The organism is Bacillus sp. EKM420B (genome assembly GCF_011065565.1).
Taxonomy (GTDB): domain Bacteria; phylum Bacillota; class Bacilli; order Bacillales; family Bacillaceae; genus Bacillus; species Bacillus velezensis.
Window position 1 is genome coordinate 40,493 of record NZ_JAAMNX010000009.1, and the last position, 14,629, is coordinate 55,121.

Here is a 14,629-nt window from a genome sequence, read left to right on the forward strand (position 1 = left end):
AATACACTTTACCTATTATAACGAAAAAAACAGAGGGCGCAAAACCCTCTGAGTGAATCGGAATTAATTTAAGATTTTTATTTTGACCTGTTTCTTTCCCCAGCGGTAAGCTGAAGATTTTTCAGGGAAAAAGACATCAATCCGTCTTCCTTTAATGGCTGAGCCTGTATCAGCAGCCACGGCATCCCCGTATCCGTCTACGTGGACTCTTGTGCCGAGCGGGATGACGCTTGGGTCTACCGCAATGACTTTGGCATTCGGATTGCTTGTCAGGTTAACGCCTGTAGCCGTTTGGCCGGAACAGCCGCTGCAGCTTGCGGTATAAGCCGTGGAAGACACGGTGATCACTTTACCGGAAGATCCGTTTTCGTCCGAAGATGCTTTCACAGGTGCACTGAGCTGCTCAATCTTGGGACTGTGCCGCTTTGTGCCGACCGCAATGATCTGATCTTTGCTTTTTTCAGATGTTTCTTCTTTGACAAGCTTTCTTGATACTTCTTTTCCATTTTCTTTGACAACATGAAAATGCTTTTTAAGTTTGCCTTCTTTTCCTTTTTGAACGATCTTTTCTTTCCCGCTGTCGAGAGACGCATCTTCTTTTTCTTTCACTTGATACGCTATTTTTTCCTCAACTACATCGGTGACTTTTTCGATACGAGTGATTTGTATGCCGGCCTGATTTTTTGTGAGCTTTTCGTGTAATGCCGGTTTTACTTTATCTTCGTCTTTCATGTCCATCTTATGCTGCGTTAAAAAGTCAGCGACCGTAGTCGAAGTCGTCCATATTTTCTTTTTCTTTCCCGCATCATTTACAGTGACCTGAAAAGCCGGGTCGACCGTGACTTTCATGCCGTTTGTCACTTTCGTATCTGCTGCTGGATCTATTTTATCGTGCTGATTCACAGGTGTATGCTGTTCGTTCAGAAATGCGCCGACTGTTTTTGCCGTTGACCATAAAGTCTTTTCTTCTCCGCCTCTTGTCACACGGATCTGCTTTGCAGCATCATACACGACATTCATGTTGTCTGCCAATGCTGTCTGCTTAGACGGGGTAATCCGGTCTTCATTTCTCGTCTCTATATGTAAATCTTCCAGAAGTTCCCCAACCGTTTTTGCATGAGTGCGTATTTGCTTTTTCTTGCCGTTGATGGAAACAGAAACTGATTGTTTTGAGAGCTCATGTGCCCCGTATGCAGTCCCGGTTCCGCCCAGCAGAATAATAGCTGCAATAAGAATAACCTTGCTTTTACCAAGCTTTACGGAAAACAGTTTTTTCATTTTTTGTGTGATGAAAAACGCCTCCTTCTCCTCGGAGAGATTATATAGAGTATCTAAAATGCTGTCAACCCTCCCATCTCGAAGATGAAAAACCTTCAGCGTATCCCTCATTATGCAAAAACAAAGCAAAAAAAGGAAGAGAGACATATCGACAACCTATCTTATGAGGAGAAGGAAGCTTGTAGAACCGTTATACATATCCACTGAATCGGACAAGCTTTTACACGTTATGACAGCGCATTCTGTCAGTTCATGCGGAAAAGTCTTTTTGCGTTTTCGGTTGTAATTGAGGCAATTTCTTCATATGTCAGCCCTTTTAATTCAGCGAGCTGTTCAGCAACATATTTTACGTAGCTTGGCTCATTTCGTTTGCCACGGAAAGGATGCGGTGTCAGGAAAGGACAGTCCGTTTCAATCAGCAAACGGTCATTCGGAATTTCCTTTGCTACTTCTTTCGGTTTCTTCGCGTTTTTGAAGGTAACCGGTCCGCCGAATGAAATATAGAAATTCATATCCATACACTGCCGCGCAACCTCCGCGCTCCCCGTAAAGCAGTGCATAATGCCGCCGACTTCTTCCGCTCCCTCTTCTTTCAAAATTGTGACAACATCTTCCGTTGCATCACGATTATGAATGATAATTGGAAGGTTCACTTCTTTGGCGAGAGCGATTTGTTTCCGAAATACTTCTTTCTGAATGTCTTTTGGTGATTTATCCCAGTGGTAATCAAGGCCCATCTCTCCGATTGCCACGACTTTTTCGTGAGAGGACAGTTCCTTAATCCATGATAAATCTTCCTCTGTCATGTCAATTGCGTCTACCGGATGCCAGCCGATCGCAGCGTATATAAAGTCATATTCCTCAATCAGCTCCATCGCACGCGTGATAGTGGGTTTGTCGAACCCGACAACGACGATTCGTTCAACTTTTTCAGCCTTTGCACGCGCAATGACTTCCTCTAAGTCTGTGTCAAATTGCTCGGCATTTAAGTGCGCATGTGTATCAAAAAGCATCATAAAAACTCCTTTCTTGTTGAAAAACAAAAGGTGTTCGACGGAATGTTACACGTGAAACACCTTTTGCCCCTATTATTTAATTCGAGTGCCTTTCGGTAATGACTGGTCGACAGCTACAACTTTGAGAACGCCGTCCGATTCTCCTGCCAGTATCATTCCTTGAGAAAGCTCGCCTCTCAGTTTTACCGGTTTTAAATTCGTTACACAAATGATCTTCATTCCCACAAGCTGATCCGGTGTGTAATGCTTCGCGATACCTGATACAACTTGGCGCTGTTCAAAGCCCAGATCAATTTGCAATTTCAGCAGCCGATCTGCTTTTTTCACCGGCTCTGCGGACAAGACTTCTGCGACGCGAAGTTCTGTATCCATAAATTGATCAAACGTAATTTCAGGAAGACGCTCTGCTTCTTGCGGCTCTTCCGCCTTTTCTTCTTTAGCAGGAGCAGTTCCTTGCATTTTTTGCTTGATGTAAGCCACTTCTTCTTCAGCTTCAAGACGAGGGAAAAGCGGTTCCCCTTTTTTCACTTTCGCATTCTTCAATTGGCCGAATGTCTGAATGCTGTCCCAAGCTTTAAGAGACTGATCCTCAACCCCGAGCTGGGCAAACATTTTTTCAGGCGTCTGCGTCAAGAAAGGCTGAAGCAATACGGCCGAAATACGCAATGATTCAGCTAAATGATACATGACAGAACGTAATTCTTTTTCTTTTTCCTGATCTTTAGCAAGCACCCACGGAGCAGTTTCATCAATATATTTGTTCGTACGGCTGATTAATTGCCATAGCGTTGATAAAGCGACTGAAAACTCCATGTTTTCCATTGCCTTTTCATAAGCTTTAACCGTTTCACCGGCTACAGAAGAAAGCTCTGAATCAAAATCGGTCACATTTCCTTCATATGAACCAATCTCGCCGTCAAAATATTTTTGGATCATTGCGACTGTACGATTCAGAAGGTTTCCTAAGTCGTTCGCCAAGTCATAATTAATCCGTTCTACGAAACCTTCCGGCGTAAAGACACCGTCTGAACCGAACGGTACTTCGCGAAGCAGGTAATAACGAAGTTCATCCAAACCGTAGCGTTCAATTAACGTTACCGGATCAACGACATTTCCTTTTGATTTCGACATTTTTCCGTCTTTCATCAATAACCAGCCATGCGCGAATACTTGCTTAGGCAGCGGGAGATCAAGCGCCATCAGCATAATCGGCCAGTAAATGGTATGAAAACGGACAATTTCTTTACCGACAAGGTGAACGTCAGCCGGCCAGTACTTTTTGTAAAGCTCATCATTTTCCGTATCGTAACCGAGCGCTGTTATATAGTTGAACAGTGCGTCAATCCATACATATACGACATGCTTCGGATTTCCCGGCACTTTTACGCCCCAGTCGAATGTCGTTCTGGAAACGGCCAAATCTTCAAGCCCCGGTTTAATGAAGTTGTTAATCATTTCATTTTTGCGTGATTCAGGCTGGATGAAAGAAGGATTGTCCTCATAAAACTTCAGCAGGCGATCTGCATATTTGCTCATGCGGAAGAAGTATGACTCCTCTTTGATTAATTCGACCGGGTGGCCGCTGTCAGGGCTTTTTCCGCCGACAACCTCACCCTTCTCATTTCGTTCCACATCCACCAGCTGTGTTTCCGTATAGAATGTTTCATCAGGGATGCTGTACCAGCCCTCATACTCATCCAGGTAAATGTCACCATTATCAAGAAGTTTTTGAAACACTTTCTCGATAATTTCTTTGTGCCGGCTTTCCGTCGTCCGGATGAAATCATCGTGAGAAATGTCGAGCTGCTTCCATAGTTTTTGGATTTCAGCAACTGCGCGATCCACATAAGCTTGAGGCGTGATATTCTCTTCCTCCGCTTTCTGCTGGATTTTCTGTCCGTGCTCATCCGTTCCGGTTAAGTAGCGTACGTCAAATCCCTTTAATCTTTTGTAACGCGCCATCGCATCGCCGGCCACGGTAGTATAAGCATGGCCGATATGTAATTTTCCGCTCGGATAATATATCGGGGTCGTAATATAAAAAGTATTATTGTCTTGCGGCATGTTGCAACCTCCCATTCAGAATGTCGAAAAGCTCACGCCCAAAGGACGAGAGCGGTTTTATTTGATATACAATATTGATATTTGTCCTCTATCTATGATACCATCTTAGCCTTTAAGATCAAGGATATATACGTACTGCGTGTAAAAGAGTAAATAAAATTAAAAATTTTTATTGAAATTAAAAAAAGTCTTAACATGTCGAAATTTGTCGTATATAATCTACTAATATAAAACATCTTGGTTCGAAAGTCTTGATTTAAAAGGATTTTCAGTAGGATAATAGGTTCGAAAAAGCAGTCAAAAAGCCTGTTATTTCAGGATTTCCAAGGCTTTACTTACTATAAGAACTAATTCTTACAAACAATAGCAAACAAAAAGATTGACGATTATTGGAAACCTTGTTATGCTAGGAATGTAAGGAATTTTGTCGAATAATGACGAAGAAAAATATAAACTACAAATAATTATCTCTCGGGAGGAGACTGTTAATGAAATCTACTGGTATCGTACGTAAAGTTGATGAACTTGGACGCGTCGTTATCCCTATCGAACTTCGCCGTACACTGGGCATCGCAGAAAAAGACGCTCTTGAAATTTATGTTGATGATGAAAAAATCATCCTTAAAAAATATAAACCAAACATGACTTGCCAAGTAACTGGTGAAGTTTCTGATGATAACCTTAAACTTGCCGGCGGCAAATTGGTACTCAGCAAAGAAGGCGCTGAGCAAATCATCTCTGAAATTCAAAACCAGCTTCAAAACCAAAAATAAGCTATTTCATACAAAAACCGTTCTTGTTACGACACAAGAACGGTTTTTTTTATGATTGAATGTGATAAGCGTCATAAATCTCGCGTTTCGGTACGTCCCGATCTACCGCTGTTTGTTTTATGGCCTGTTTGGAAGAGGATCCTTCATTTATGTAATGCTCCACATGTTCTTTCTCAGAAAGCTCCGTCCACCAAGGCTTTTCCTCTTCATCCGGTTCATCGCCTTGATTGCCTTCGACAACGAGACAGAACTCACCGCGGATTTGATCTTCATTTGCCCATTCAATCACCTCGGCGATGGTTCCTCTGATGAATTCCTCATACTTTTTCGTTAATTCCCTCGTGACGGCGATGGTTCGATTCCCCAAAACGTCATGCATTGCTGTTAATGTTTCTTTTAATCTGTGCGGCGCTTCGTAAAATATCATCGTTTCCTGCCTTTTTTTCAGGAGTTCGAGTTCTTTCTTCTTTTCTTTTTTCTGTCTGTTTAAGAATCCGTAGAAGAAAAACGGCTGCGGGGTGATCCCTGATGCGGTCAGCGCGGTTAATGCCGCATTTGCACCCGGAAGCGGAACGACATATCCGCCGATTTGGGTGAAATCTCTCACAATCTCAGCCCCCGGGTCGGAAATTGTCGGCATACCGGCATCACTGACCAATGCCACATTCTTTCCGCTTTTCAGCCATTCAATGATTTTATGGCCGCTGCTTTCTTTATTATGTTCATGATAGCTGATGAGAGATGTTTCTATGTCATAAACATGGCACAGCTTTTTCGTCTGTCTCGTATCTTCGGCAGCTATGACATCGGCCGATTTCAGCGTCTCTACTGCACGAAAGGTCATGTCCTCCAAATTGCCGATCGGTGTAGGAACAAGGTACAGAGTTCCCATTTCAGATTTTCCGTTAAAACTCATCTGGCGTCTTAACATATACAGCCTCCTTGCTGCGTCGTTTTTCTTCTATATATTGCTCTTTTTTCTTTCGGGTCAGCTGTTTAAAACGGTATTCCGCCTGCATCGCTTCCCGTTTTGTTTCAAATGATTCCGCATGGCATAACGAAACCGGCCTTCTCGCCCTTGTATATTTCGCGCCCTTTCCCTCATTGTGGGTTTTCAGCCGTTTTTGCAGATCATTTGTATAACCGGCATACAGACTGTTGTCATTGCACAGGAGCACATAAAAGAAATGGCTATTTGTCTCCATATAAAATCGTGCGGATCTCTTTCGTATATTCATTTTGTTCATTGTATACAAAGAGCGGGGGAAGAATTTTGAGATCAGGGCGGCCGCCTTTAATTCCTTCAACCAAAATGGTATTCGCTTCTTTACCTTGTTTCGGATAAATAAACTGAACCCGTTTCGGTTCTATTCGGTACGCTTTCATTAGTTCAAAGATTTCCAAAAGCCTCCCCGGCCGATGAACGAGAGCCGCTTTTCCGCCTTGCTTCAGCAGTTTGCTGCTGACGGAAATCACATCTTCAAGCGTGCAAAGGATTTCGTGCCTTGCGATTCTGAGATGCTCGTTCAGGTTCTGCTCCGCCTCTTTCGGTGTTTTAAAATAAGGCGGATTGCAGGTGACAACATCGTATTTATTATGTCCGAGTCTTTCCGGCATATTTTTCAGATCATCATGAATGAGACTGATCTGACCGCCAAGCCCGTTGTATTCCACGCTTCTGAGCGCCATATCATACAAGCGTTCCTGAATTTCAACCCCGGTGATATCGGCTTTTGACCTTGTGCTGAGCAAAAGCGGCACAATGCCGTTCCCCGTGCATAAATCAACGATGTTCCCCTTTTGAATCGGAACGTATGCAAACTTAGACAGCAGCACGGCATCTAATGAAAAAGCGAAAACCGTCGGACTCTGTACTATTTTCATATCCTCTGCTAATAAATAATCCAATCTTTCATCATCACGTAATGAAACCATAATCTTATTCCTTTCGGCACTCTTTGAAAAAGGCTTCCGACATCAGCGGAAGCCTTTTTCTTATTTTTTATTTAAGAAGGACAGACAAAAAAGGCAATCTCCCTTGCGGACGCTCCCATAATGGACGTTGCAAATATGAAAGCCTTCTTGATACAGCCGGGCCAGATTGTCGTACCCTTCTCCTATATCACTCTGCTCTGCCTTCTGTGTTTTTGTTTCTTTCTGATCGGCTTTGAATTTCTCAATTTGCTCCGTCGTGTCATCAAGCCTCTTACGCAAATGCTTATTTTCAAGCTGAAGATGGTGATTCTCTTCAATCATTTCGCCGATATGCTGCTTTAAGTCACCCAGCTGACGGTACAGCGAACCGATTTGTTCCTCCAGGTTTATGACAGTATCAAATAACTCTTTTTTATCCAAGGTTCCACACCTCGTTAATCTGTGGTTTGTGCGGATACGACGCCCTCTTCCAAGAGCTCTTCCCAAGTATATTCTATCACTTTTTCACGATTCTTCAGTTCCACCTGAAGCACCCGTTCCAGAATATTAAGACCGACAACCTTTGCGGGGCCGTTTGCCGTCGTAATCATTTCGCCTAAATCCGGCAGCTGTTCTTTTGCCGTCTCATACTCATCATTTTCGTACTTCAAACAGCACATCAAACGGCCGCACAGACCGGAAATCTTCGTTGGGTTCAACGATAAATTTTGATCCTTCGCCATTTTGATGGACACCGGTTCAAAATCACCGAGGAACGTGGAGCAGCAAAGCATTCTCCCGCATGGTCCGATACCGCCGAGCATTTTCGCCTCGTCCCTTACCCCGATTTGGCGCAATTCGATTCTCGTTTTAAAGATAGAAGCCAAGTCTTTGACCAATTCCCTGAAATCAACCCGTCCGTCTGCCGTAAAGTAAAAAATGACTTTATTGCGGTCAAACGTAAATTCAACATCAACCAGCTTCATATCTAAGCCGTGGTCAGCCACTTTTTTCTGACAGACTTCAAAAGCGGACAGGGCCTCCTGTTTGTTTTCTTCTACAATGAGAAGATCGCGTTCATCAGCAACGCGAATGACCTTTCGAAGCGGAAGCACAACATCATGCTCGTCCACTTGTTTATTTGCGATGACAACCTGCCCGTATTCGACACCTCTTACGGTTTCAACAATGACGCAGCTGTCTTGTTCTATATCAAATCCGTTCGGATCAAAATAATAAATTTTCCCCGCTTTTTTAAAGCGGACGCCTATTACGTTGTACAAGCTTATCCCTCCTGCAACGTTAACACCAAGTGCTCCATTAATCCCTGCACATTCACATTGGAATGAAGCCGTTTTTTTGCTTCTAAAACAGCGAGAATTTGGTTCGTAACGCTTTGTTGTGTAAATTGCAGCGCATGCTGTTTTATTGATTGGAATAAGTCTTGATAAATCAGTTTATCTTCATTTCCAATTTGGATGGATAATACATCACGGTATATCAATAAGAGCATATCAAGACCCATTTCTTGATGGGTTTTTTCTTTGAAAAAGGGCACCCACTGATCCTGAATGAAGAAAAAGGCATGTCCTTTCCGCTGATGTAAGACTTCATACAATTTTATCACTTTCGCTCTGGACTCTGCAAACTCATCATTTCGACTTAATTCGACTGCTTCCGCAATATTATTTGTCATATTTGCTAAGAGCCGGGCCATGTGAGGGCTCACTTCCTGTTCAATCAGTCTTTCTTCTATGGCTTTCGGCTGAAGCGGCTGGAACGGAAGAACCTGACATCTGGAAACGATGGTATCCAATATTCGGTGGAGCTGCTCAGTAAGCAGAATTGCGATGGTGTCTTGACTCGGCTCCTCTAAAAATTTCAGCAGACTGTTTGCCGCATTTGTCGTCATTTGATCCGCATGGGATATAATGTACAGCTTTTTATGCGATTCCAGTCCTGTTTTAGAAAACTCTTCCTGAAGCGATTGGATCTGAGCCTTTTTAATGGATAATCCGTCGGGCTGAACCACATGCAGGTCGGGATGGTTTCCGGATTCGATACGCTTACAGTTCCGGCACTCTCCGCAAGGCTCAGTCCCGCCTTCAAGGCAAAAAAAGCTTTTTGCGAGAAGCAGTGCGGCATCCAATTTGCCCGTACCTTTTTTGCCTTCAAACAGATATGCGTGAGAAAGCCTTTTCTTTTCAATGCTGTTACGCAAAAGCCTCATCACTCTGGGCTGCTGCCCGGTCATTTCCTTCCATGATATTGCCATTGTATCACTCTCTATGTGTAAAGGTTAATCAATAAACCTTTTATTTCTCCGATTCGATCCAGCAAATCAATTGCCGGTTTTTCCTGATCTAACATTTCTTCCGTCAGCTGAAGCAGTTTTTCATCTATTTCTTTCACAAGCCCCAGGGTCCGGCTGCTGCCGTACAGGTCAAAGCTTTTCTCCGTCTCATGCGATAATCCGCTGTCTACGGCCTCTTTTACAAAACGTTTTACCAATCCTTTGAATTTCGCTAAGTCTTTGAAGTTTCTCGACTTTGTCAGCCTTTTCCCAAACGTTTCTATATCCGTTAAGAACCTGCTCAGCTGATCAAATTTCAGCTTGCTGCTTTGGCTGTCCATTGAACTTTTAAACGTTCCGGAAAGCTCTGCCGCTTTATAAGCAGGCTGCTGCTTTTTCTCAATAAATGTACGTAAGTCAGAATTTATTTTCACGTCGTCAAATCCTTAAAATTGATGAAATTCATCGACCGGGAGGACAAAGACCGTCGCTCCGCCGACTTCCACTTCGACGGGATATGGAACGTAGGAATCCGCATTCCCGCCCATCGGGGATACCGGGGCAATCATCTGATCACGTTTACAGCCATTTTCTTTAATGAGGCTGAGCGCCTTATCGACACGGATATCTTCCACGCCGATCATAAACGTCGTATTGCCTGATTTAAGGAAACCGCCTGTTGTCGCAAGCTTCGTCACCCTGAAGTTGTGGTCGGTTAATACTTTCAAAAGCCTGTTGCTGTCCTGATCCTGCACCACTGCCACTATTAATTTCATTCTCTAGGCCCCCTTTAGGTTGGAAAGAACATTATCGTTACATTCATTATAGCAACTTATGAGAAACAGGTCACAACTGAATTTTTTTCAATGCTTCATTTATCACTTGAAGTGCGTCCTGAATGACGAGTTCCTTCTTTTTCGATGCGTCGATTGTATGGAATCTTTCCGGAAAACGCTGCATAACCTTTTGGTATCCTTCCCGTACTTTCGTGTGAAAGTGCAGGGCCTCAAGATCGAGACGATTCTTTTCTCTTGAATCATTCGACGTAATCCGTTTCAACCCTTCTTCCGGCTCAATAGAAAAATAGATGGTGACATCAGGCATCGTATCGCCGATTGCAAACTGGTTGATAGAAAGAACTTCATCAATGCCGAGCCCTCTCGCATAGCCTTGATAAGCCAGCGAACTGTCGATGAAACGATCGCACAGCACAATGCGCCCTTCTTTCAATGCAGGCTGCACCTTTTCGGTTAAATGCTGTCTTCTCGCCGCGGCGTAAAGCAGCGCCTCCGTTTTTGCATCCATCAGTGTATTGTTTTTATTTAAAATCACTTCTCTGATCTGTTCCGCAATGTCGATGCCGCCCGGTTCTCTTGTCGCTGTCACCGGGAGCCCCTCTGCCGACAGAATCTCTTTCAGTTCATGAAGCACAGTCGTTTTCCCTGCACCTTCAGGACCTTCAAATGTTATAAATAAACCGCTCATGATTTCTCCTCTTCTATATAGACAAGTAATTGTTCCCCGTTTAACAAGCCTTGAATATGCGCGTCCATGCCGATTAAACGGGAAAGCTTCTGTACGATCTCTTCTGTTATCCGTTCGCCGTCCATGATCAGCGGAATTCCCGGCGGATAAGGAATAATGTTCCCCGCATGCAAGCGCCCGGCCGCCTTATTTATATCAGCAGGCTCTTTTGTAAACTTCCGCATCTCATTTTGCGGATATTCAAGTGTCGAAATGGACGGAAATGTCCAATTCACGGCATCCGGCAATTTATCGGGCGGTGTATTCTCCAGTTTCTGCTGTATGTTTCTTACGGCTGCCTGTTCTATCATCCGCCGGCCGCCTATCGGCAGTACGAGCAATACTTGGTACTCGTCAGCCAGCTCGGCAACAATGCCTTCACTCTCCAAAATGCGTTGTAATGAATAGCCGGAATGTCCGAGCTTTGACCGAAGTATTAATTTTAACGGGTCCGCCCGCAGCCCATATCCGGAAGGCTCGATTATTTCAATAGAAGAAATTGATGCGAACCTTCGTTTGATTTTCTCAATGTGCTCCATATGGACGGGAAGTTTCCCTTTTTCAGCAATGTCCTGCACATAAGCACGCGCCGTATCTAAAGATGCCATAATCGGGTATGACGGGCTGCTGCTTTGCAAACTGCTTACATAATAAGTTAATCGATCTCTGTCAATTCGGGTGCTGTTTAAATGAAAGTAAGATCCCATCGTCATAGCCGGAAGCGTTTTGTGAGCCGATTGAACAACGGCGTCCGCCCCCATAGCCAATGATGAAGGCGGGAAAGGCTGCCCTAACACAAAGTGAGCCCCATGAGCCTCATCCACCAGTACAGGAACACCGTATGAATGGGCTTTTTTAACTGCCGCAGTCAAATCGGCGGCGTGTCCGTAATAAGTCGGATTGGTCAAAACAAGTCCTTTCGCGTTCGGATATGACGCCAGCGCTTTTTCGATGACTGGAAGGGATACATGTGCCGGCACATGCATGTTTTCATCGATTTCCGGCGCCAAATAAACCGGCTTGGCACCGGCCAATGCCACCGCATGGAAAACAGACTTGTGACAATTACGCTGGATCAGAATGGGTTCACCCGGTTCACAAACAGCTAAAATCATCGCCAGATTGCCGGCGGTCGTTCCATTGACGAGAAAGAAGCTTTCCTGAGAGCCGTACAATCTGCTCACCAAATCCTGCGCTTCCTTAATGACCCCCGTCGGGTGATGCAAGTCATCAAGACCCGTGATCTCAGTCATATCTATAGATAAAAGAGATTGATATACAGATTTGGCTTCATCAAAAAAGACATCTCCATTGTGATGTCCCGGAACATGAAAAGAATACGTATTTCGGTGCGCATGCTTCATCAGCGCTGTATATAAAGGTGTGTCCATTTTTAAACAAATCCTTTGCCTGTCTTTCTTATTATATCGTGCCTGCGAGCCAACTTAAAGCTAAGACTTTTTGCCATCTAGCCGTTATCCCGGCCGGACCTCATATCAAGCAGCTTCTTTTTTAGTCCACCTTCCATGATAACAAGCTCCTCCTCGGCACGCCTGCGTTTCATCCTGCCTTCTTCTTGAATAGACATGATTTCTTCAAGTGTGCTGACTAAGCTTTCCTGCACTTTTTTGAGGGTGTCTGCCTCAACAAGTCCGCGCTCATTGGCTTTGGCGGTCTCGACTGTGCTTGTTTTCAGAAGTTCGGCGTTTTTCAGCAGCAATTGATTTGTCGTATCCGCCGCCTTCTGCTGCACATCTGCCGCACTCCGCTGCCTCATAAGCGTCAGCGCGATGGCGACTTGATTCTTCCATAAAGGAATAGCCGTAACAATGGAGGACTGAATTTTCTCTGCCAGTGCCTGATTCGTGTTTTGAATCAGACGGATTTGCGGCGCACTCTGAAGCGTAATCTGCCTGCTCAGCAGCAGATCATGCACCCTCTTATCCAGACGGTCGGCAAACTGGCGAAGATCATTCACTTCCTGCGCGTCCATTTGATTGTGTTCTCGTAATTCGGCTTTTCTTGCCGCTTCGGGAATAAGCTTTGTTTTCAGCTCATCTAATTTTAATTCACCCGCTGCTATATACATAGTTAAATCAGAAAAGTATTGTTTATTTTGGGCGTACAGCTGATCTAACCATTTATTGTCACTCAACAGCACATTTTTAGAATGTTCCAGCCTTCTGCTGATACGGTCAATCTGCACACTTGTCTTTTGATATTTCGAAAGCACTTCCTGCACAGATCCGGATACCCTTTTAAACAGCCGGGCGAAAAATCCTTTGTTCTTTACCTGCAGATCATCGGGGTTTACCTGGTCAAGCTTCAGCATCAGATCAGCCAATATCTGTCCCATCTCTCCTGCATCTTTTCTTTGCACGTGCTCTATCATCGTGTGGGAAAATTCCAGAAGATTCGCCTGCGCCTGTGAACCAAACAGAACAATGCTTTGCATGTTCCCAGGATCCAGTTTTTCAGCGAGCTGAAGTGCCGCTTCTCTTTTTTCTTCCGGCAGCGTATCTGCAAGCTTTAGATGAGTCTGGTCATTTTGGGCGCCCATACTGTCGTCGGAACGGTCTTTGGCCATTTCCTTCTTCCTTTCTTATTTTCTCAGTGAATGCTTTGCCATATCTAATTCAAAGTGCAGGTCGTCGATGTCCTCCTTCATCAGTTCATGAAGATCTTCTTCCAGCCTTCTGGAAAGCTCCGCCAGAGTCATCCTCGTCTCACTCAAGGACATTGATAAATCTTTATTTTTTCGCGGCTGTGATGAGAGCAAAGCATACTTTTCCGTCAGTTCCACAACAGAATCAAGCGTTTGATAATAGAAACGCTCTGCCTGATAAAAACGCTTCGGCTCCTGCTTGGTGAGCAGATATATTCGTCGGGTTATCCGCAGTATCTCTGCATTCTGCTTCAGCATTTGTATACTTTTAGAGCGGAAAAGCGCCCTGCGTAATCGGATGATTTTACCCTTTGCTTCCTCAAGATTTTCCTTGATATAAGCATATTCTTTTCTTGTCAGCCGGTGTTTTTTTAAAAAGAGACGCTTCGCATTCCACAAGCCGGACGCACTGACTGCGGCTCCGCCGGCTGCCCCGTATAAAAGCGAATACAGAAAAGGCTGATGCCCTATCGTAAAGAAGGTTATCCCCGCTAATACAAAAACTGTGCTACCGCAAAACGTCCATTTCATATATTGAATAAACGGTTTCATACTTGATCGACTCCTATTTATTCACTTTTATCAGTATTATCTATTACATTCCATGTCTAAACAAGTTCCTCTTCTTATCGTATCAGTTCTTTTATAAAAAGTGAAAAAACTCCTCTGATTTCAGGCAAAAAAAAGACCCTTTTCAGGGTTAAGAATATAACGTCGGTGTATGAAGGCTTTTCAGTTTACGAACGAAAAATTCATAATTCGGATCAGAGGTCGGAGTGGAAACTACTTTCTTCTCACACTCTAAACATATAAATTTCGTATAAATATGGATTCCCCTGCTTTTCTTGGTTTCACACACAATACATGTTTCTTCATGGCCGGACGTTTCATTCATTTTGCCCACCTCCGTATGAATAGCCTTCCCTTAAGTTGTTGATTGTATACACAATTTGGATCTTTTTGAAGTTTGCAATTAGTATATGGGCGTTCCCGTATTTCGGTGTTTGTTTTGTTTTTATTCAAAAACAAAAAAGGCAGCTCATGATGAGCTGCCTTTACCGTAATGATAGCTTGGCGGCGTCCTACTCTCACAGGGGGAAAC

Annotated in this window: 17 protein-coding genes; 1 reads left to right on the plus strand and 16 read right to left on the minus strand. The window is 44.0% G+C overall.

What is annotated here, in order from left to right; all coding sequences use genetic code 11:
• Window positions 1-63 precede the first annotated feature (63 nt).
• The 3 genes from G9F48_RS18935 to metG all read right to left on the minus strand — a co-directional run bounded on the left by G9F48_RS18935 (window position 64) and on the right by metG (window position 4,358).
• Window positions 64-1,389, minus strand: coding sequence for a G5 and 3D domain-containing protein (locus tag G9F48_RS18935; protein WP_156736130.1), 1,326 nt, complete (start codon window positions 1,387-1,389; stop codon window positions 64-66).
• A 134-nt stretch (window positions 1,390-1,523) separates the two neighbouring features.
• A complete protein-coding gene (locus G9F48_RS18940; RefSeq protein WP_032868379.1) occupies window positions 1,524-2,291 on the minus strand; it encodes a TatD family hydrolase in 768 nt (255 codons plus the stop codon).
• Window positions 2,292-2,366: 75 nt separating this feature from the next.
• Window positions 2,367-4,358, minus strand: coding sequence for a methionine--tRNA ligase (metG, locus tag G9F48_RS18945; RefSeq protein ID WP_053573816.1), 1,992 nt, complete (start codon window positions 4,356-4,358; stop codon window positions 2,367-2,369).
• A 482-nt stretch (window positions 4,359-4,840) separates the two neighbouring features.
• On the opposite strand from metG, the gene abrB reads away from it, so the two are divergent.
• A complete protein-coding gene (abrB, locus tag G9F48_RS18950; RefSeq protein ID WP_169510469.1) occupies window positions 4,841-5,131 on the plus strand; it encodes a transition state genes transcriptional regulator AbrB in 291 nt (96 codons plus the stop codon).
• A 49-nt stretch (window positions 5,132-5,180) separates the two neighbouring features.
• Here abrB and rsmI read toward each other — a convergent pair whose 3' ends face one another.
• The 13 genes from rsmI to G9F48_RS19015 form a co-directional block, all read right to left on the minus strand.
• Window positions 5,181-6,062 carry a 16S rRNA (cytidine(1402)-2'-O)-methyltransferase gene (rsmI, locus tag G9F48_RS18955; protein WP_165409954.1) on the minus strand — a complete coding sequence of 294 codons (882 nt, stop codon included), beginning with the start codon at window positions 6,060-6,062 and terminating at the stop codon, window positions 5,181-5,183.
• Window positions 6,037-6,336, minus strand: coding sequence for a GIY-YIG nuclease family protein (locus G9F48_RS18960; RefSeq protein WP_007409921.1), 300 nt, complete (start codon window positions 6,334-6,336; stop codon window positions 6,037-6,039). The genes rsmI and G9F48_RS18960 overlap by 26 nt, the downstream gene beginning before the upstream one ends.
• Window positions 6,323-7,066: a tRNA1(Val) (adenine(37)-N6)-methyltransferase gene (locus tag G9F48_RS18965; protein ID WP_004264717.1), complete on the minus strand. Its 744-nt coding sequence runs from the start codon at window positions 7,064-7,066 to the stop codon at window positions 6,323-6,325. The genes G9F48_RS18960 and G9F48_RS18965 overlap by 14 nt, the downstream gene beginning before the upstream one ends.
• Before the next feature lie 60 nt (window positions 7,067-7,126).
• A complete protein-coding gene (gene yabA, locus G9F48_RS18970) occupies window positions 7,127-7,486 on the minus strand; it encodes a replication initiation-control protein YabA (RefSeq protein WP_004264720.1) in 360 nt (119 codons plus the stop codon).
• Window positions 7,487-7,500: 14 nt separating this feature from the next.
• A complete protein-coding gene (gene ricT, locus G9F48_RS18975) occupies window positions 7,501-8,328 on the minus strand; it encodes a competence/sporulation regulator complex protein RicT (RefSeq protein ID WP_004264723.1) in 828 nt (275 codons plus the stop codon).
• 2 nt (window positions 8,329-8,330) lie between these two features.
• Window positions 8,331-9,320, minus strand: a complete 990-nt coding sequence (holB, locus tag G9F48_RS18980; RefSeq protein WP_138091485.1) for a DNA polymerase III subunit delta' — start codon at window positions 9,318-9,320, stop codon at window positions 8,331-8,333.
• Between the two features lie 11 nt (window positions 9,321-9,331).
• Window positions 9,332-9,772, minus strand: a complete 441-nt coding sequence (locus G9F48_RS18985) for a YaaR family protein (protein WP_004264730.1) — start codon at window positions 9,770-9,772, stop codon at window positions 9,332-9,334.
• Window positions 9,773-9,784: 12 nt separating this feature from the next.
• Window positions 9,785-10,114 carry a cyclic di-AMP receptor DarA gene (gene darA / locus G9F48_RS18990; protein ID WP_004264734.1) on the minus strand — a complete coding sequence of 110 codons (330 nt, stop codon included), beginning with the start codon at window positions 10,112-10,114 and terminating at the stop codon, window positions 9,785-9,787.
• A 70-nt stretch (window positions 10,115-10,184) separates the two neighbouring features.
• Window positions 10,185-10,823, minus strand: a complete 639-nt coding sequence (gene tmk / locus G9F48_RS18995; RefSeq protein ID WP_156736128.1) for a dTMP kinase — start codon at window positions 10,821-10,823, stop codon at window positions 10,185-10,187.
• Window positions 10,820-12,253: an aminotransferase class I/II-fold pyridoxal phosphate-dependent enzyme gene (locus G9F48_RS19000; protein WP_165409955.1), complete on the minus strand. Its 1,434-nt coding sequence runs from the start codon at window positions 12,251-12,253 to the stop codon at window positions 10,820-10,822. The genes tmk and G9F48_RS19000 overlap by 4 nt, the downstream gene beginning before the upstream one ends.
• A 77-nt stretch (window positions 12,254-12,330) precedes the next feature.
• A complete protein-coding gene (locus G9F48_RS19005) occupies window positions 12,331-13,449 on the minus strand; it encodes a toxic anion resistance protein (protein ID WP_165409956.1) in 1,119 nt (372 codons plus the stop codon).
• A 15-nt stretch (window positions 13,450-13,464) separates the two neighbouring features.
• Window positions 13,465-14,079 (minus strand): 5-bromo-4-chloroindolyl phosphate hydrolysis family protein, encoded by a 615-nt coding sequence (locus tag G9F48_RS19010; protein ID WP_014304187.1) that lies wholly within the window; start codon window positions 14,077-14,079, stop codon window positions 13,465-13,467.
• Between the two features lie 148 nt (window positions 14,080-14,227).
• Window positions 14,228-14,422: a sigma factor G inhibitor Gin gene (locus G9F48_RS19015; protein WP_004264749.1), complete on the minus strand. Its 195-nt coding sequence runs from the start codon at window positions 14,420-14,422 to the stop codon at window positions 14,228-14,230.
• Window positions 14,423-14,629: the final 207 nt, after the last annotated feature.